16 protein-coding genes are annotated in these 17776 nt (G+C 46.2%); 3 read left to right on the top strand and 13 right to left on the bottom strand.

Annotated features, from left to right (window positions below):
• Positions 1-47 precede the first annotated feature (47 nt).
• The 13 genes from lpxA to rpsB form a co-directional block, all read right to left on the bottom strand.
• Positions 48-836: an acyl-ACP--UDP-N-acetylglucosamine O-acyltransferase gene (lpxA, locus tag ACVA6Q_RS15665; protein WP_353498010.1), complete on the bottom strand. Its 789-nt coding sequence runs from the start codon at positions 834-836 to the stop codon at positions 48-50.
• 1 nt (position 837) lies between these two features.
• A complete protein-coding gene (gene fabZ / locus ACVA6Q_RS15660; protein WP_418642295.1) occupies positions 838-1269 on the bottom strand; it encodes a 3-hydroxyacyl-ACP dehydratase FabZ in 432 nt (143 codons plus the stop codon).
• 179 nt (positions 1270-1448) lie between these two features.
• Positions 1449-2480, bottom strand: a complete 1032-nt coding sequence (gene lpxD, locus ACVA6Q_RS15655) for a UDP-3-O-(3-hydroxymyristoyl)glucosamine N-acyltransferase (RefSeq protein WP_446648126.1) — start codon at positions 2478-2480, stop codon at positions 1449-1451.
• A gap of 22 nt (positions 2481-2502) precedes the next feature.
• Positions 2503-3003 (bottom strand): OmpH family outer membrane protein, encoded by a 501-nt coding sequence (locus ACVA6Q_RS15650; protein WP_042500989.1) that lies wholly within the window; start codon positions 3001-3003, stop codon positions 2503-2505.
• A gap of 71 nt (positions 3004-3074) precedes the next feature.
• Positions 3075-5513: an outer membrane protein assembly factor BamA gene (gene bamA, locus ACVA6Q_RS15645; protein ID WP_353498008.1), complete on the bottom strand. Its 2439-nt coding sequence runs from the start codon at positions 5511-5513 to the stop codon at positions 3075-3077.
• A 47-nt stretch (positions 5514-5560) separates the two neighbouring features.
• On the bottom strand, positions 5561-6919 hold the full coding sequence (gene rseP / locus ACVA6Q_RS15640; protein ID WP_446648125.1) for a sigma E protease regulator RseP: 1359 nt from the start codon (positions 6917-6919) through the stop codon (positions 5561-5563).
• 62 nt (positions 6920-6981) lie between these two features.
• Positions 6982-8181 carry a 1-deoxy-D-xylulose-5-phosphate reductoisomerase gene (ispC, locus tag ACVA6Q_RS15635; RefSeq protein WP_446648124.1) on the bottom strand — a complete coding sequence of 400 codons (1200 nt, stop codon included), beginning with the start codon at positions 8179-8181 and terminating at the stop codon, positions 6982-6984.
• Positions 8182-8242: 61 nt separating this feature from the next.
• Entirely contained in the window at positions 8243-9085 is an 843-nt protein-coding gene (locus tag ACVA6Q_RS15630) for a phosphatidate cytidylyltransferase (RefSeq protein WP_446648123.1), read from the bottom strand.
• A 12-nt stretch (positions 9086-9097) separates the two neighbouring features.
• Positions 9098-9853 (bottom strand): isoprenyl transferase, encoded by a 756-nt coding sequence (locus ACVA6Q_RS15625; protein ID WP_353498005.1) that lies wholly within the window; start codon positions 9851-9853, stop codon positions 9098-9100.
• A 94-nt stretch (positions 9854-9947) separates the two neighbouring features.
• Positions 9948-10505 carry a ribosome recycling factor gene (frr, locus tag ACVA6Q_RS15620; protein ID WP_042476355.1) on the bottom strand — a complete coding sequence of 186 codons (558 nt, stop codon included), beginning with the start codon at positions 10503-10505 and terminating at the stop codon, positions 9948-9950.
• Positions 10506-10588: 83 nt separating this feature from the next.
• Positions 10589-11320 (bottom strand): UMP kinase, encoded by a 732-nt coding sequence (gene pyrH / locus ACVA6Q_RS15615; protein ID WP_353498004.1) that lies wholly within the window; start codon positions 11318-11320, stop codon positions 10589-10591.
• 153 nt (positions 11321-11473) lie between these two features.
• Positions 11474-12319 carry a translation elongation factor Ts gene (tsf, locus tag ACVA6Q_RS15610; protein ID WP_353498003.1) on the bottom strand — a complete coding sequence of 282 codons (846 nt, stop codon included), beginning with the start codon at positions 12317-12319 and terminating at the stop codon, positions 11474-11476.
• Between the two features lie 129 nt (positions 12320-12448).
• Positions 12449-13180 (bottom strand): 30S ribosomal protein S2, encoded by a 732-nt coding sequence (rpsB, locus tag ACVA6Q_RS15605; RefSeq protein ID WP_353498002.1) that lies wholly within the window; start codon positions 13178-13180, stop codon positions 12449-12451.
• A 384-nt stretch (positions 13181-13564) separates the two neighbouring features.
• On the opposite strand from rpsB, the gene map reads away from it, so the two are divergent.
• The 3 genes from map to ACVA6Q_RS15590 all read left to right on the top strand — a co-directional run bounded on the left by map (position 13565) and on the right by ACVA6Q_RS15590 (position 17747).
• Positions 13565-14443 (top strand): type I methionyl aminopeptidase, encoded by an 879-nt coding sequence (gene map, locus ACVA6Q_RS15600; protein WP_353498001.1) that lies wholly within the window; start codon positions 13565-13567, stop codon positions 14441-14443.
• 115 nt (positions 14444-14558) lie between these two features.
• Positions 14559-17183 carry a bifunctional uridylyltransferase/uridylyl-removing protein GlnD gene (gene glnD, locus ACVA6Q_RS15595; protein ID WP_418641700.1) on the top strand — a complete coding sequence of 875 codons (2625 nt, stop codon included), beginning with the start codon at positions 14559-14561 and terminating at the stop codon, positions 17181-17183.
• Between the two features lie 180 nt (positions 17184-17363).
• Positions 17364-17747 carry a DUF3461 family protein gene (locus tag ACVA6Q_RS15590; protein ID WP_446648122.1) on the top strand — a complete coding sequence of 128 codons (384 nt, stop codon included), beginning with the start codon at positions 17364-17366 and terminating at the stop codon, positions 17745-17747.
• The last annotated feature ends 29 nt before the right edge of the window (positions 17748-17776 follow it).

The raw sequence follows: 17776 nt of genomic DNA, 5'->3' as shown, positions 1-17776 counted from the left end.
GACCGCCAGTCAGACTGGCGATCTTTTCAGCTTAGTCGTGCGCAGGTCTAGCGAATAATGCCACGCTCAGAGGCTTCCAAGATCTCAACAAAGCGACCCACAGAGCTCCATTCTTGCGCCATTTCTTCAAGTACTGGCTTCACTTCTGCAAGTGTCTTTCCTGAACGATAGATCTCTTTGTACGCTTTTTGTAGCGCACGCAGCTCTGGCTTCTCAAAACCGTTACGCTTAAGGCCTACTAGGTTAAGACCAAATGGCGTGGCGTGGTTACCCTGAGCCAGTACGTAAGGAGGTACGTCTTGAACAACCGCAGAGCAGCCGCCCACATAAGCGTAAGCGCCAACCGTACAGAACGGGTGAATCGCAGACAAGGCCATGACTCCAGCGTAATCACCCACAGTCACGTGGCCGCCAAGGATGGCGTTGTTACCAATGTGAGTGTGATTACCAACAATCACATCATGGGCAATGTGCGCGTTAACACACAACAGGTTGTCATTACCAACCACGGTCTGGGTTTTGTCTTGAGTGGTTCCGCGATGGATTTGTACACTCTCACGAATGACGTTGCGATCACCGACGATAACTCGCGTATCTTCACCGCCATACTTTTTATCTTGGTTCTCTTCGCCAATAATCGCTTGAGGGAATACACGGTTATCATTACCAATCGTTGTGTGACCTTTGATCACAACATGCGACATGATTTCGTTGTTTTCACCAATGGTGACGTCACCCGAAATGTAGGTAAATGGCCCTACAGTGGTATTAGCACCGATAGTGACGTTACCTTCAATAACGGCACTAGGGTGAATAGTGGCAGACTCATGAATCATATTAAAACTCTCTACGAGCACATTTCAGTTCAGCTGAACAAACGATTTCACCGTCAACTTTTGCTACACCGTTGAAGGCAGCAATACCGCGACGCTCTTTTACAAATTCAACTTCAATAACAAGCTGATCACCTGGTACAACAGGCTTACGGAATTTCGCCTTATCAACACTTGCGAAGTAGTACAGTTCATTATCCTTCGGTGCACCAAACGATTTAAATGCCAATAGGCCTGTCGCTTGTGCCATTGCTTCTAGGATCAATACGCCTGGGAATACTGGCAACTGTGGGAAATGACCCGTAAATTGCGGCTCATTCACAGAAACGTTCTTGATAGCGGTCAGATACTTTTCTTCTTGATAATCGGTCACACGGTCGATAAGCAGAAACGGGTAACGATGTGGCAGTAGTTCCTGGATCTCAGTGATGTTCATAGTTTTAGTATCGGTGCTCAAAGTAAAAATCCTATATCAATTCTTTGCTAATCTAGAGGCATTATATACCCAAATGCCTCGCAGTGTCAGTCAGGGAGCAAAGCTCAACCTGAACTAAGTTCACGCACATAAAAAGACTCGCCTTAAGCGAGCCTTTTTCATTGAGCTGAGTAAGAGAATTAATCCTCTTGCTGCTCGAGCAGTTTTTCCACCGCTTTTAGGCGCTTGTTCATCTCATCGATGCGATGAACGCGAGTCGCAGTCTTACGCCACTCTTTGTTAGTCTGAAGAGGAATACCGGACGAATAGATGCCCTTTTCTGGCAAGCTGCGCATAACCATGCCCATACCCGTGACGATAACACCATCGGCGATCTCAATGTGACCATTAACCACACTTGCTCCGCCGATTTGGCAATATTTGCCAATCTTAGTACTACCAGCAACAATAGTACCACCCGCCATCGCTGTGCCATATCCGATGTGCACATTATGGGCAATCTGTATCTGGTTATCGATGATCACGTTATCTTCGATAATAGTGTCATCCAGAGCGCCGCGGTCAATCGTAGTACAAGCACCGATTTCAACGCGATTACCGATTCTCACCGTGCCAAGCTGAGGGATCTTAATCCACTCACCTTTTTCATTGGCATAGCCAAAACCATCAGAGCCAATAACGGTACTTGATTGCACTAGGCAATCCGAACCCATCACGACATCATGATAGATGGCAACGTTAGCCCAAAGCTTGGTATTGGCACCAAGTTTTGCACCTTTACCAATGAAACAACCTGCACCGATAACCACATTGTCACCAAGCTCTGCACCCGCTTCTACAACAGCATTCGCGCCAATAGCAACGTTATTACCCAAGACGGCGTCTGGGGACACTACAGCGCTAGCTGCAATGCCTTCAGAGGCTGGGCTTGGCGTACTATCAAGCGCTTGAGCGACTTTTGCGTAAGCAACATACGGGTCTGCAACAACAAGAGCATTGGTTTTGCAATGTTCTAGTTCTGAAGCTTTTACCATAATCGCCGATGCGCGGCATTCACCAAGATGCTTTGCGTACTTAACGTTGGTTAAAAACGTAATTTCGCCTTCGCTGGCTCGATCCATAGGGGCAACGGTGTGGATCTGAACATCCCCTTCACCATGTAATTCACCACCTGTGATTTCAGCAAGCTGTGCTAACGTCAATGCTGTCATGTTATTCCTACTAGCTAACTAATTACTTAAGAGAGTCGATAACTTTGCTTGAGATATTAAACTCTTCTTTCGCGTAGCCTACCGCTTGAATGTCGATGATCATGTCGTAGCCTTCTTTCTCTGCGACTTTTTCAACAGCTTCTTGGATAGTTTTGAATAGCTTTTGCTTTTCTTCAGCTTCGCGACGTTGGCTGTCTTTCTCTAGAGCTTGGCCTTTGATCTTGTACTTGCTATCAAGCTGACCAATTTCGATACGCAGTTTTTCTACTTCTTCAGAACCTAGAAGCTCACCATCACGCTGTAGCTTTTCCATTTTCTTGGTAGCTTCCGCTTGGATTGCTTGTAGCTCAGCCGCTTTGTCTTTGAACTCGTTTTGTAGCTTTTGAAGCGTTGCTTCACGTTGTGGAAGCGCTTGGAAAACTTGTAGCGTGTTCACGTAGCCAATTTTCTGAGCCGCTTCTGCTGCTGTAGCAAACATTGAAGAGGTAAGGATAACTAGGCCAAGACCAGCCGCTTTCATAATATTTTTCAAGGTCGATTCCTCTGTTTAAAAAACTTGTAGTTGCTTACGCTGTGGGAGTGAATGCCACAGAATTAGAATGTGTTACCAATCGTGAAGGTGAACGCTTCTGTTTTGTCACCTTCAAACTTCTTAACTGGTGTCGCTAGTGAGAACACCAGAGGTCCCATCGGAGACATCCACTGAACTGCCACACCAACCGATGCACGATAGTTCGATGGATCGGAGTAATCATAATAGTATTGCTTGCCTGGCATATTTGGATCCGGTGCTAGGTAGCTAAACTCAGTATCCCAAAGACTTGCTGCATCAAAAAACAGACTCGTACGGATCTGGTTACGGAATTCATCCGACGCAAACGGTGTTGGTACAATCAACTCTAGACTGGCCAATGCAACGGCGTTACCACCCACTGACTGCTCGGTTGCAGAGTAACATGGGTTGTTACCGCCAACGTTACCACAACCACCGCCATTTGGATCGTTATAGACCGCTTTAGGGCCTACCGAGTTCTGACGGAAACCACGTAGAGTAGAGAAACCACCCACATAGAAGTTTTCGTAGAACGGTAGCAAGTTGTCATTGCCGTTCGTTTGACCATAGCCATTGCCGTAGCCTAGACGACCTTTCAACAATAACGTAAAGCTGTGGCTTTGGGTAATCGGAAAATACTGTCTGACGTCATATTGTGCCTTGAAGTATTGAACATCCGAACCAGGTACGGTCACTTTTCCGTAAAGTTTTTGATGGTTGCCCGCTGTAGGGAAACGACCACGGTTTAGATTGTTACGTGTCCAAGCTGCTGTCAGGTGGAAATCGTCGGTAATCAAGTTACCTTCAGCGTCGCGGTTCTTCTCTTGTGCTTGTAGGAATTTCTCAATCTGCACGTACTCTTTAATATTACCAAGACGGCTATGAGTGTAACCACCACCAAACTCTAAGTAGTTAAGTTCATCAACCGGGAAACCCCAGGTCAACGTACCGCCGTAGCTTTGGTCGGTATAGTCAATAATACCTGCTTTCGATGCTTCAAATTCGTTGTAGAAGATCTGACCACCCAAACTTACTCCATCGAGGTTCCAGTATGGGTCGCGGTAATCAAGAGTAATGTTCTTCTGGTATTTGTTGGTCATCGCACTGATACCAACTCGATCACCGGTACCAGCAAAGTTATCCTGCTGTAAACCAACCTGGAAGCTGATACCCGATTCTGTACCATAGCCAACACCAAAGTTCACGCTGCCTGAGTTTGCTTCTTTGACATCGTAAACCAAATCAACTTGGTCTTCAGAACCTGGGACTCGTACCGTTTGGACGTCAACGGTTTCAAAGAAACCTAATCGGTTAAGGCGGTTTTTACCCGTTTCAATCGATTTCGAGTTCAACCAGCTAGACTCCATCTGACGCATTTCACGGCGCAATACTTCATCTTTAGTTGAGTTATTACCTGTGAATCGGATATCTCGTACGTAGATTCGGTTGCCCGCTTCAACGTTGATCACCAAGGATACTTCATTGGTCTCATCATTGAACTCTGGAATGGTTCTTACTTGTGGATACGCATAACCAGACTCACCAAGCACACGCTTAATGTTCTCTTCCAGTGCCGTCACGCTTGAGCCGTTGTAAGTGTCACCGTCAGCAAACGGTACCATACCCTCAAACTCGGCTTGCTTACCGATCAACTGGCCACGGAAGTTCACATCTTTAATTCGATACGCTTCGCCTTCATCGATACCCAGCGTGATGTATACGCCTTTTTTATCTGGTGAAATAGATACTTGTGTTGTATCGACTTTGAATTTCAGATAACCGCGATCAAGATAGTAAGACTTGAGCGCTTCGATATCGCCGGCCAGTACCTGTTTCTGATACTTATCGTCAGACAAGAAGTTCCACCAAGCCACATCCACATTCAAGTTGAATCGAGACAATAGCTCTTCGTCTGGGAATACCGTGTTACCAATGAAGTTGATCTGTTTGATCTTAGCAGAGACACCTTCAGTAAACACAAACTTCAAGTCCGCACGGTTACGTGGCAGAGGTGTCACGACCGCTTGAACTTTTGCGTTGTATTTACCCACACTGTAGTAAAAGTCTTCTAGACCTTTCTCTATGTTGCTCAGGGTCGTACGATCCAAAGCCTCACCGACAACCACACCCGATGCATCCAAGTTTTGTTGCAACTGTTCTTCTTTGATGGCTTTGTTGCCAGAGAACGAGATGCTAGCTACCGTCGGTCGCTCTTTAACGCGAACGACCAGCGCGTCATTGTCGCGCAATACTTTAATGTCTTCAAAGTTACCGGACTGGTAGAGAGCATTGATGATTTCTGAAATGTCTTTGCCATCGATAGAATCACCAATACGCACAGGCATTTTTAGTAGCGCCGCACCCAGTGCAACCCTCTGTAAACCCTCAATACGAATGTCCTGTACAACAAAATCCTCAGCCCCATTCGCCGACACGCTCGTCGCCAGTAGAGATGCGAATAGAATATGCTTAATCGCCATACCTGCTCTAATTATTCCTTGCTAATACTGCTGCCCGAATTCTGATATCAAAGGCGTGTAAAATCGTTAAAAATCGCGATGAGCATCAATGAGAAGATAATCGCGCCTCCCACTCGATACCCTATTTCTTGTACTTTTTCTGGTACTGGTCGTCTAATCACTGCCTCAATGGCAAAAAACATCAAATGCCCACCATCTAACATTGGTAGCGGCACTAAATTGATGATCCCTAGGTTGACACTAATTAGCGCCAAAAAACCTAAGAAATAAACCAGTCCATAATCTGCTGTGGTACCTGCGCCTTTGGCAATTGAGATAGGTCCACTCAGATTGTTTAGCCCCACATCACCGACAATAAGCTTCTTCAGCATAGTGATGGTGAGCTCTATAATTTGTCCGGTCTTAACGACGGCTTTACCCACCGCTTCAATAGGACCGTATTGGAGGTCAAAGCGATAGCTTTCCGGCCACTCCCCTACATCTGGAGCGATGCCTGCAAAACCAATCTGTGAACCGTCTGCCAGCTCTCTTGAACCTGGCACCAAGGTCAAATCAATGGCTTCGCCTTGTCTTTCAACCGTCAAAGGCAATGGCGTGTTTGCGCTTCCCTGGATTGCCACGACCACCTGCTGCCATTCGCTTACCTGTGCACCATCAACCGCCGTAATGGTATCTCCTGCTTGCAAGCCTGCAGTCGCGCCAGCGCCATCCGCACTCACATTGACAAGGGTCATCTTGATCTCAGGGGTGAACGGCGTAAAACCAAGCGTCCCCATAGCAGACTCTGTTTCTGGGTTAAAGTTCCACGATTGCAGATCAAGTGTTAACTTTTTGTCCATTCCTATTTGGTTGTCTGATGACACTGTGATCGTCATCTGGTTATCACCAATATGTGACACCAAGCCGAGATTGACCGATTCCCAATCGAGAGTCTGCTTACCATCTACCGATAATATTTGCATGCCAGACTCAATGCCAGCTTGCGCAGCAATCGAGCTTGGCGTGACTTGACCAACGACTGGCTTCACCGCTGGCACACCAATAAGGAACACTAACCAATAAGCGAAAACCGCAAAAAAGAAGTTAAATGCTGGCCCCGCCCCTACAATAGCGGTTCTTTTCCATAGAGGCTTTTTATCAAAAGCATACTTGTGATCTACTTCAGAGACTTCATCCACGCGGCTGTCGAGCATCTTGACATAACCACCGAGAGGAATAAGAGAAATGCTGTATTCCGTGCCATCTTTGCCCACTCTAGACCAGATTGACTTACCGAAACCAATCGAGAACTTCTCGACATACACACCACAGCGGCGCGCCACCCAGAAGTGCCCATATTCGTGCACGGCAACTAAAATGCCAAGTGCGACGATAAAGGACGCCAGATTCCACAAAAGTTCAGTCATAACAGGGTCTCTTACTAAAACCGGTCTTTAAATTATACCGTTCTAGGTTAAACAGGTTTCAATTAAAACGAGCGCGCTATCTCACGTGCATAACTGCGAGCCATTCTATCTAGCTCAAGAATAGTTTCCAAGTTATCCAATTGTTTAAATTCATTTGATGCGCAGACTTTCGACATAACACGTTCATTTACTGAGCTTATATCGGTAAATCGAATGCTTCCTGCTAAGAATGCTTCCACCGCAACTTCATTGGCGGCGTTAATAGCCGTTGTCGCATGCTGACCTTCAAAACAAGCCTCCATCGCCAACGCCAAGCATGGATAACGAGAATAGTCTGGCTCAAGGAATGTCAGCTCACCGACCTTAGTGAAGTCTAGCGGCTTAACGCCGGCTGAAATACGATCTGGATATGACATAGAGTAAGCAATTGGTGTGGCCATATCAGGCTCCCCCATCTGCGCTAATACCGAACCATCACTGTATTGCACCATAGAGTGAATAACAGACTGCGGGTGGATTATCACTTTCAGTTGATCTTTGGACGTGTTGAACAGCCAACGTGCTTCAATAAACTCAAGACCCTTGTTCATCATCGTCGCTGAGTCGACGGAAATTTTAGGCCCCATAGACCAGTTGGGGTGCGCAATGGCTTCAGCTGGGGTTTTATTTGGCAACTCGGCCACATCAGTGTAGCGGAAAGGACCACCCGAACCAGTAAGAAGGATATGATTGACCCCTGCGTCACTGAGCTGACAATGGCCAAGATTAGTTTGAATATGGGCTGGCAAACATTGGAAGATTGCATTGTGTTCACTGTCAACAGGCAGTAATGACGCTCCATGCTCTCGCACAGCATCGATAAACAATTGCCCTGACATCACCAACGCTTCTTTGTTGGCGAGCAGCACACGCTTACCTGCTTTAACCGCAGCAAGTGTTGGCATCAGACCCGCAGCACCAACAATCGCAGCCATCACCATATCCACTTCACTCGCGCTGGAAACATCACACATGGCTTGCTCGCCAAAAAGCACTTGTGTGCGTGCACCAGGTACAAGCAGTGATTTGAGCTGCTTAGCATCCGCTTCTTCGCTCAACACCGCATACTCAGGCTGCCATGCAGCACAAAGCTCTGCCATTTTGGTGACATTTCTGCCGCCAACGAGCGCGTAGATATTGAAAGCTGATGGGTTTTCCGAGACAACTTTTAAAGTGCTAGCGCCAATAGAGCCAGTAGCACCTAAAATGGTGAGATTTTGCATGCGAATTACAACCACTGTTAAACCAAAGAGAGAGTGACGAATTCACTCTCTCTTTAGAACATTAAAACACGAGATATAGGAGGGCAAAGACTGGGAAAGCTGCTGTCAGACTATCAACGCGATCAAGCACCCCTCCATGGCCAGGTATGATGTTACTGCTGTCTTTAATTTTCGAAACACGCTTAAACATACTTTCTACCAAATCACCTAATACGGAAATCACTACTGTCGCTAAAGTAATGATAGCCATGCTGGTGAAGCTGGCAAATTGGATATCAAAGATCGTTGAGCTACCCCAAGCCACAATAAGCGCCGCCGCAATGCCTCCCAATAAACCTTCAATGGTTTTGTTAGGACTAACATTTGGCGCCATTTTGCGCTTACCCATGCTTTTACCAGCAAAGTAAGCACCACTGTCGGCTGCCCAAACAATCAGGCACACAAAGAGCACTAGCTTAGAGCCATAGTAAGGATCAAGGTTATAGTGCTGACCGCGAAGAATAACGATACTCCACAAGAATGGAACGAGCGTCAAAATGCCAAACAGATGCCGAAGAAAGTTAGAACGCTCCCAAAGTACCGAAGACCTAGGGTATGTCATCGCCAGTCCACTCGCGAGCAACCACCAACCAAACCCGACACCGAGAATCGCGATGTGCGCAGGAGCAACACCATTGAGAGACACTACATCAAACGGAACCAAAGCCAATGAGGCAATCAATGCACCTGCTGTCGGCAACATCGCAAGTAAGCGAGACGGAGTTTTAGTAAACTGTGCCCATTCCCAAACGCCAATCATAGTAATTGCGGAAACAAGGCCTAAAAACCACAAAAGTGGCAAAGAAAAGATCCCCCAGACCACCAGCGGCGCTAGGATCAGGGCGGTAATAATTCGTTGTTTCAAATCAAATCGTCCTTAATTGGCTTCCATTAACGCTTTGACTTGTTCTCCGGTACACCCGAAGCGTCGCTCGCGGTTAATAAACCAGGTAATCGCTTTAACGAGAGTATCTTCGTTAAACTCTGGCCAGTACTCATCCATAAAGTACATTTCAGCATAGGCCATCTGCCAAAGCATGAAGTTGCTGATGCGACACTCACCACTGGTGCGGATAAGTAGGTCAACGTCTGGCAAGTCTGACATGGTGACATTTTGGCTGATCATGTCTTCGGTAATATCCGATGCATTCAACTCGCCTTTCTCGACCATCGCGGCCAAGGTTTTTGTCGCCTGCAAGATATCCCACTTGCCGCCATAGTTTGCTGCAACATTGACCACCGTACCGGTGTTGTTTTCGGTCAGCGCTTCCGCTTCCGCTATTTTGCGTTGCAGTCTGTCGTTAAAGCGCGACTTATCGCCGATAATGCGCAGCCTTAGATTGTTCTTATGGAGTTTTTTAATTTCACTTGATAGAACGGTGATAAAGAGTTCCATCAATAAGCCAACTTCGTCCTCAGGACGACGCCAATTCTCGCTGCTAAACGCAAACAAGGTCACGGCTTGAATATTTAGCTTAGCCGCCGCTGAAATCGTTTTACGAACCGCGGAAACGCCTTTTTTGTGCCCGAATACGCGAGGCTTGCCTTTGGACTTTGCCCAACGGCCGTTGCCATCCATGATAATCGCGATATGTTTAGGAAGGGCTTCGTTGAAGGTGTCTGAGTTCTGCATAAAAGAGTGTAGTTATAATTGGGACGAACAGAGTAGCATAAAAAAACGCTGTGCTGTCAGCACAGCGTCTTCACAAGAGTCAATCGATGAAAAATTAGACTTCCATCAACTCTTTTTCTTTCGCTGCTAGCAACTCGTCAACGTTCTTAACGGCTGCGTCAGTGATCTTCTGGATTTCGTCCTGCGCTTTACGATCTTCGTCTTCAGAGATCTCTTTGTCTTTAAGTAGCGCTTTTAGTTCGCCGTTAGCATCACGACGGATGTTACGGATAGCAACGCGGCCACCTTCTGCTTCGCCACGAACAATCTTAACGAGGTCTTTACGACGCTCTTCTGTAAGTGGTGGAAGTGGAACACGGATAACCGTACCCGCTGACATTGGGTTTAGACCTAGGTCAGACATCATGATCGCTTTTTCAACTTTAGGCGCTAGCTCTTTGTCGAATACCGTGATTGCTAGAGTACGTGCATCTTCAGCAATAACGTTAGCAACTTGGTTCAGAGGCGTTGGCGCACCGTAGTACTCAACAGATAGACCTTGAAGAAGGCTTGGGTGTGCACGACCTGTACGGATTTTAGTTAGGTTGTTTTTTAGTGCTTCTACACTTTTTGCCATGCGCTCTTGAGCGTCTTGTTGGATTTCGTTAATCACAATATCACCTTAAATAATAGTAACCTGAAAGCCACTGTGCTTTCAGGCTATGTCCTTCGATAATTCTGGTTAAGAGTGTACTCTTATTCTGCGTCGCTGATAAGCGTGCCTTCTGCTTCACCCATCACAACTCGGCGAAGTGCACCTGGCTTGTTCATGTTGAATACACGAATTGGCATCTTGTGATCACGTGCCAATGTGAATGCAGCCAAGTCCATTACTTTCAGTTCTTTGTCTAAAACTGAGTTGTAAGAAAGCTTATCACATAATACTGCATCTGGGTTAGCCACTGGATCGGCAGTAAATACACCATCTACTTTGGTTGCTTTAAGAACAACGTCAGCTTCGATTTCGATGCCACGTAGACACGCAGCAGAGTCAGTTGTGAAGAATGGGTTACCTGTACCTGCTGAGAAGATAACAACGCGACCTTGACGAAGTTCGCGAATCGCATCTGCCCAGTTGTAATCGTCACATACACCTTTAAGTGGGATAGCAGACATTACGCGTGCATTTACGTAAGCACGGTGTAGAGCATCACGCATTGCTAGACCATTCATCACAGTCGCTAGCATACCCATGTGATCACCAACAACACGGTTCATACCTGCTTCCGCAAGACCTGCACCACGGAATAGGTTACCACCACCAATTACGACACCAACTTGAACACCCAGTTCTACTAGCTCTTTTACTTCCTGAGCCATACGGTCTAGGACTTTAGGATCAATACCAAAGCCTTCTTCGCCTTGTAGAGCCTCGCCACTAAGTTTTAACAGAATACGTTGATAAGCAGGTTTTGGGTTCGTTGTCATGGAGTATACCTTCCAAAGAGTTATCGATTAACGGTCATGGGTAGAGACTCGGATTAAATCCCAACTCATGACGGCTAAAAAATAACGACTAGCCTAGTCGTAAAAAGACCGCAGCCTTGGCTACGGTCTTGAATTCAGCAAAACATGAAAGGATTAACCTTTCTGTACCGCCGCAACTTCTTCAGCAAAGCTCATTTCAGCTGCTTTCTCGATACCTTCACCAACTTCTAGACGAACGAAGTTAGATACTGTAGCGCCTTTCTCTTTCAAGATTTCGCCAACAGTTTTCTTAGGTTCCATGATGAAAGCTTGACCTGTTAGAGAGATTTCGCCCGTGAATTTCTTCATACGGCCAACAACCATTTTCTCTGCGATTTCAGCAGGTTTGCCTTCGTTCATAGCGATTTCAACTTGAACTGCTTTTTCTTTCTCTACTACGTCAGCTGGTACGTCTTCTGGGTTAACGAACTCAGGCTTAGAAGCAGCAACGTGCATAGCAACGTGCTTGATCGTTTCTTCGTCTGCTTCACCAGCAACAACAACACCGATGCGGTCGCCGTGACGGTAAGAACCAACTTTAGCGCCTTCGATGAACTCAACACGACGGATGCTGATGTTCTCACCGATTTTAGCAACTAGAGCGATACGCGCTTCTTCAAACTTAGCTTGAAGCTCAGCAACGTTAAGCTTCTCAGCTAGTGCAGCATCAGCAACTTCGTTAGCAAATGCTAGGAAGCTCGAATCTTTAGCAACGAAGTCTGTTTGGCAGTTAACTTCAAGAAGAGCAGCAACGCCAGCGTCTTCTTTAATGATAATAGTACCTTCAGCAGCAACGTTACCTGCTTTTTTAGCAGCCTTAGCAGCACCGCTTTTACGCATGTTTTCAATTGCTAGTTCGATATCAGCATTTGCTTCAACAAGTGCTTTTTTACATTCCATCATGCCAGCGCCAGTGCGCTCGCGAAGTTCTTTTACAAGAGCAGCAGTTACAGTTGCCATTCTTAAATCCTCAGTTGATTCCAATTAAGGTAAAAATCAGGGGCACACATTCGGCCCCTGATGCTAACTATAACTCAGTCTATATGACGACAGTCATGTCGACAAAACTAAGTTAGGCTTGAGCCGCTATTATTCAGCTTCTTCTACGAAACCGTCTTTATCAGCTACAGCAGCAACGTCTTGGTTGCGACCTTCTTTAACCGCGTCTGCAGCAGCGTTTAGGTAAAGCTGTACTGCACGGATAGCATCGTCGTTACCTGGGATAACGAAATCAACGCCGTCTGGGTTAGAGTTAGTATCAACAACAGCGTAAACTGGGATACCTAGGTTGTTTGCTTCTTTAACAGCGATGTGCTCGTGATCAGCGTCGATTACGAATAGAGCGTCTGGTAGGCCGCCCATGTTCTTGATACCACCAAGAGACTTCTCTAGCTTCTCCATTTCGCGAGTGCGCATTAGAGCTTCTTTCTTAGTTAGTTTCTCGAAAGTACCGTCTTGAGCTTGTGCTTCGAAATCTTTTAGACGCTTGATAGACTGACGAACAGTTTTGTAGTTCGTTAGCATACCGCCCAACCAACGGTTGTTCACGTAGAACTGGTCAGCGTTGATAGCAGCTTCTTTAACAGCTTCAGATGCAGCGCGCTTAGTACCAACGAAAAGAACTTTACCTTTCTTCTCACCGATTTTAGCTAGCTCAGCTAGTGCATCGTTGAACATTGGTACAGTTTTTTCTAGGTTGATGATGTGTACGCGGTTACGAGCACCAAAGATGAATGGCTTCATTTTTGGGTTCCAGTAACGAGTCTGGTGACCGAAGTGAACACCAGCTTTTAGCATATCGCGCATTGATACAGTTGCCATTTTAAATTCCTCTATGGGGTTAGGCCTCCACATTTCCCATGGTTCCGACTTGGTATGAATGATTACTCAAGCACCCCGGAACATGTGACGAAATGTGTGTGGATTTAAATTAAAGTATGTTGATGCACAACCCAACTCGCCACTATCCTGCAGAAAGTGAAGAGACTAAGTCCTGTCATCGGCGCGCTTTATACCATATTTAAGGGGTCTATTTCCAGAAAAATCGCAATAAATGTACAAAGTGACAGCGATTCAATAGATGAACTCTTAGCAAACCCAAACTACACTGAGTTACGTATCAACAGGGAAGTGAGAGTTATTCTTGTTGCGCTTAATCTCGCCACTGATAGAATAACGCGTCAATTTAAAACACAGAGAACACAGATGTCTATCAAAATCAAAACTGAAGCTGAAATCGAAAGAATGCGAATCGCAGGTAAGCTTGCAGCAGAGCTTTTAGAAATGATCGAACCTCATGTAAAAGAGGGAGTCACGACTGAGGAGCTAGATAGAATTTGTGCTGAATATACTCGTGAAAAAGGGGCGTATTCTGCGCCACTCGATTACCACGGTTATCCAAAATCGATCTGTACATCTATCAACCACATCGTTTGTCACGGCATCCCAGCACAACAAGACGAGATGGGCACGACAGGTAAACTCAAGCCAGCCGTTCTTAAAAACGGCGACATTGTAAACGTCGACGTGACGGTGATTATCCCTAACGATGAAAACGCATCGCTGGATACTCGCCCTGAAGGCTACCACGGTGACACATCTAAAATGTTCCTAGTGGGTGACGTGTCTCCTGCAGACAAGCGTCTAGCTATGGTTGCACAAGAAGCGCTATACCTTGGCATGAAAACCGTTAAACCGGGCTCAACAGTTGGCGATATCGGTACTGAAATTGAGAAGTTTATTAAAGCGAACAACAAAAAGAACCCGCGTAACAAGTTCTCTATTGTTAAAGATTTCTGTGGCCACGGTATCGGCTCTGAGTTCCATGAAGAGCCACAAGTGGTTCACTACAAGAACAACGACCGCCGCGTTCTAAAAGAAGGCATGGTGTTCACTATCGAGCCAATGATCAATGCTGGTAAGTTTGGTTGTAGCATTGACGCAGAAGACGACTGGACGGTGTACACAGGCGATGGCAAAAACTCCGCACAGTGGGAGCACACTATTGTCGTAACTAAGACAGGTTGTGAAGTACTCACGCTGCGTAGCGATGAAAGCATTCCTCGCCACATGAACAACCTATAAGCTTCGCTTATCACGATTATAAAAATATCCCCATTCGCTGGGGATATTTTTTTATCCGGCCTATTTTGGTATAACCCTTGTTAGTGACATTTTTTTGCTTGCACGGATTGCACATATGACTTTTCAAAGCCCAACATCGCTCAGTGATGAGCAACTCAATATTCAAGAGCTCAAAGCTCAACTCGAAACCTTTGCCGAACATCAAAAACAAGAGTTCCTCAATCACCACCCAATAACCGACCTGGTGCTCGGCCGTTCGGACTACATCGACCAGCTATTACGTCGCCTTTGGTCAGCCTCTGAACTGTCTAACCAAACCTATCTGTCACTAGTGGCGGTCGGGGGTTATGGTCGTGGTGAGCTTCACCCGCTTTCTGATATCGATATTTTACTGGTATCACGTAAAAAGATACCCACCTCTTTAGAAAGTACTATCAGCGAGTTCATCACCTTACTCTGGGATCTCAAACTAGAAGTCGGTCATGCAGTGCGCACCGTCGATGAATGCATTGAAATCGGTCAATCCGATTTAACCGTTGCCACCAACTTACAAGAAGCCAGACTTCTGTGCGGCAGCGAAGACACCTTTTCTCAATTAAAAGCACAAATAGATTCCGACAACTTTTGGCCTTCAGAAACGTTCTATAACGCTAAAATCGAAGAGCAGCGCGCACGTCACGCTAAATATCACGACACAACGTACAACCTTGAGCCCGACATTAAGTCCACTCCCGGCGGCCTACGAGACATCCACACACTAAGCTGGGTGGCACGCAGCCACTTTGGTGCTACGTCGCTCTATGAGATGAGCCGCTTCGGTTTTCTCACTGATGCTGAGTACCGCGAGCTAGTCGAGTGTCAGAACTTCCTATGGCGAGTGCGTTTTGCTCTGCATATTGAGCTTAGACGTTACGACAACCGTCTGATGTTCGCCCACCAAGCACAAGTGGCAGAAAACTTAGGGTTTGTCGGTGAAGGCAACGTCGCTGTAGAGACCATGATGAAAGAGTTCTACCGCACGTTAAGACGGGTTGCTGAGCTCAACAAGATGCTCCTCAAACTGTTCGATCAAGCCATCGTAAACAAAGGTCAGATCCAGCAAGCCGAGATCCTCGATGACGACTTTCAACGTCGAGGCAAGCTGATTGAGGCCAGAAAGCCCGCGCTATTTCAAGCACGCCCAGAGACCATACTCGATATGTTTATACATATCGCCAACGACTCCAGTATTGAAGGTGTCAGCCCCGCAACGCTAAGACAGCTGCGCACCGCAAGACGCAGATTGAATAAGTTCTTACACACTATCCCTGAAGCAAGGGAAAAGTTTATGGACTTGGTTCGCCATCCGAACGCCCTTCACCGCGCATTTCGATTGATGCACAAGCTTGGCGTGCTGGCGGCTTACCTTCCACAGTGGAGCCAAATCGTTGGCCAGATGCAATTTGACCTGTTCCACGTTTACACCGTCGATGAGCACAGTGTACGTCTTCTCAATCATATCCATACCTATAGCCTTGAAGAGAGCTATAGCAAACATCCTATCTGCTGTGAAATCTACCCAAGGATGCACAAGAAAGAGCTGCTGATATTAGCGGCGATTTTCCATGATATCGGCAAAGGACGCGGTGGTGACCACTCTGAGATTGGCGCAGTAGAAGCGTATGACTTCTGCATGCAGCACGGCTTATCAAAACCAGAAGCAAAGCTCGTTTCTTGGTTGGTACAAAATCACTTGCTGATGTCAGTGACCGCTCAGCGCCGCGACATTTACGATCCCGATGTCATCATAGAGTTCGCTAAAAAAGTCCGCGATGAAGAATACCTCGAGTATTTACTTTGCTTAACTGTCGCTGATATCAGCGCTACCAACCCTGAACTTTGGAACAGTTGGAAGCGCACCTTATTGGCGGAGCTTTTCTACTCTACTCAACGCGTGTTGCGCCGAGGGTTGGAAAACCCTGTCGATGTGCGGGATCGTATTCGTCACAATCAGCAGTTGGCTTCCGCCCTACTTCGCAAACAGAATTTTGTTGCCCGTGAAATAGAAGTTCTATGGCAGCGCTTTAAGGCGGATTACTTCCTGCGTCATACGCATAAGCAGATCGCATGGCACAGCGAACATATCCTCAAGCTTGAAGATCCATCCAAACCGTTAGTTTTGATGAGTAAAAACGCCACTCGAGGTGGTACAGAAGTCTTTGTCTACAGCAAAGACCAACCAGCTCTGTTTGCGACCGTAGTCGCAGAGCTCGATAGACGTAACTTTAACGTCCATGACGCACAAATCATGACCAGTAAAGATGGTTTTGTGCTTGATACTTTTATGGTGCTTGATCAGCATGGTGATGCCATTGAATGCAGCCGTCATTCGGCGGTCATCAAACATCTCATCCATGTGCTAGAGGATGGTAGACCAACCAAGATCAAAACGCGCCGCGCACCAAGAAACCTCAAACACTTTAACGTAAAAACCAAAGTCGACTTTTTACCAACTAAAGGTAAGAAGCGTACCTTAATGGAGCTTGTGGCGCTCGATGCTCCGGGCTTGCTGGCTAAAGTCGGTGCGACCTTTGCCCAGTTAAATCTGAGCCTTCATGGGGCAAAAATCACCACCATCGGTGAGCGAGCAGAAGATTTATTTATCTTAACCGGCGAGAATGGCTCACGTCTTACTGATGAAGAGCAAGCGATTTTGAAGCAAAAGCTCCAAGAGAACATTTCAGAGCAAATCACTAGTTAAGGCAATGTAGCCAGCCCATAAAACTGGTTAAAGTTCACTCACCAGTAACTTCACACAAAGGAGATCGCCATTTAGGCGATCTCCTCCACATTTCTCTGTAAACCGCACTTTAATCAACTATCTACCCTAATCATTGCCTGCTACAGTTGTAGAAGAAACACACAACCTAAGAGGTCATCTATGTATCCAAACCTCATTGGTTTAGGCATTCAAGATCCTAAACAAATAGAGCGTTACTCCCTACGCCAAGAAGCGCATAAAGATGTGTTAAAAATCTATTTTCGTAAGCAGAAGGGCGAGCTTTTTGCGAAAAGTGTTAAGTTCAAATATCCAAGGCAAGTCAAAAACGTCCGTACTGACAGTAGTAGTCAAAACTACAAGCAAGTCACTGAAATCAATCGCAACCTAACACTGGTTATTGATGAACTGAATCGTCTTACCAAGCCAATTGAAGTTACAGAAGTCGATGTTAAACAGAAGATCCTTTCCGACCTTCGCCACCTAGAAAAAGTCGTATCAAGCAAGATTGCCGAAATAGAGGCTGATTTAGAAAAACTGAAGTAACTCCCCATTTAACCAGTCAAAAAAAATGC

The sequence above is a fragment of the Vibrio sp. DNB22_10_4 genome (genome assembly GCF_052879755.1).
The sequence above is the reverse complement of the archived record's forward strand: the minus strand, read 5'-3'. Positions and strand labels throughout refer to the sequence as shown.

Excerpts from the sequence above, each read along its gene's own strand:
- ACVA6Q_RS15625 (WP_353498005.1), bottom strand. The coding sequence starts at position 9,853 with ATGCAGAACTCAGACACCTTCAACGAAGCCCTTCCTAAACATATCGCG.
- rseP (WP_446648125.1), bottom strand. The coding sequence starts at position 6,919 with ATGACTGAACTTTTGTGGAATCTGGCGTCCTTTATCGTCGCACTTGGC.
- map (WP_353498001.1), top strand. The coding sequence starts at position 13,565 with ATGTCTATCAAAATCAAAACTGAAGCTGAAATCGAAAGAATGCGAATC.
- lpxD (WP_446648126.1), bottom strand. The coding sequence starts at position 2,480 with ATGACAGCATTGACGTTAGCACAGCTTGCTGAAATCACAGGTGGTGAA.
- tsf (WP_353498003.1), bottom strand. The coding sequence starts at position 12,319 with ATGGCAACTGTAACTGCTGCTCTTGTAAAAGAACTTCGCGAGCGCACT.
- bamA (WP_353498008.1), bottom strand. The coding sequence starts at position 5,513 with ATGGCGATTAAGCATATTCTATTCGCATCTCTACTGGCGACGAGCGTG.
- rpsB (WP_353498002.1), bottom strand. The coding sequence starts at position 13,180 with ATGGCAACTGTATCAATGCGCGATATGCTAAAAGCTGGTGTTCACTTC.
- ACVA6Q_RS15590 (WP_446648122.1), top strand. The coding sequence starts at position 17,364 with ATGTATCCAAACCTCATTGGTTTAGGCATTCAAGATCCTAAACAAATA.
- lpxA (WP_353498010.1), bottom strand. The coding sequence starts at position 836 with ATGATTCATGAGTCTGCCACTATTCACCCTAGTGCCGTTATTGAAGGT.
- fabZ (WP_418642295.1), bottom strand. The coding sequence starts at position 1,269 with ATGAACATCACTGAGATCCAGGAACTACTGCCACATCGTTACCCGTTT.
- glnD (WP_418641700.1), top strand. The coding sequence starts at position 14,559 with ATGACTTTTCAAAGCCCAACATCGCTCAGTGATGAGCAACTCAATATT.
- ispC (WP_446648124.1), bottom strand. The coding sequence starts at position 8,181 with ATGCAAAATCTCACCATTTTAGGTGCTACTGGCTCTATTGGCGCTAGC.
- pyrH (WP_353498004.1), bottom strand. The coding sequence starts at position 11,320 with ATGACAACGAACCCAAAACCTGCTTATCAACGTATTCTGTTAAAACTT.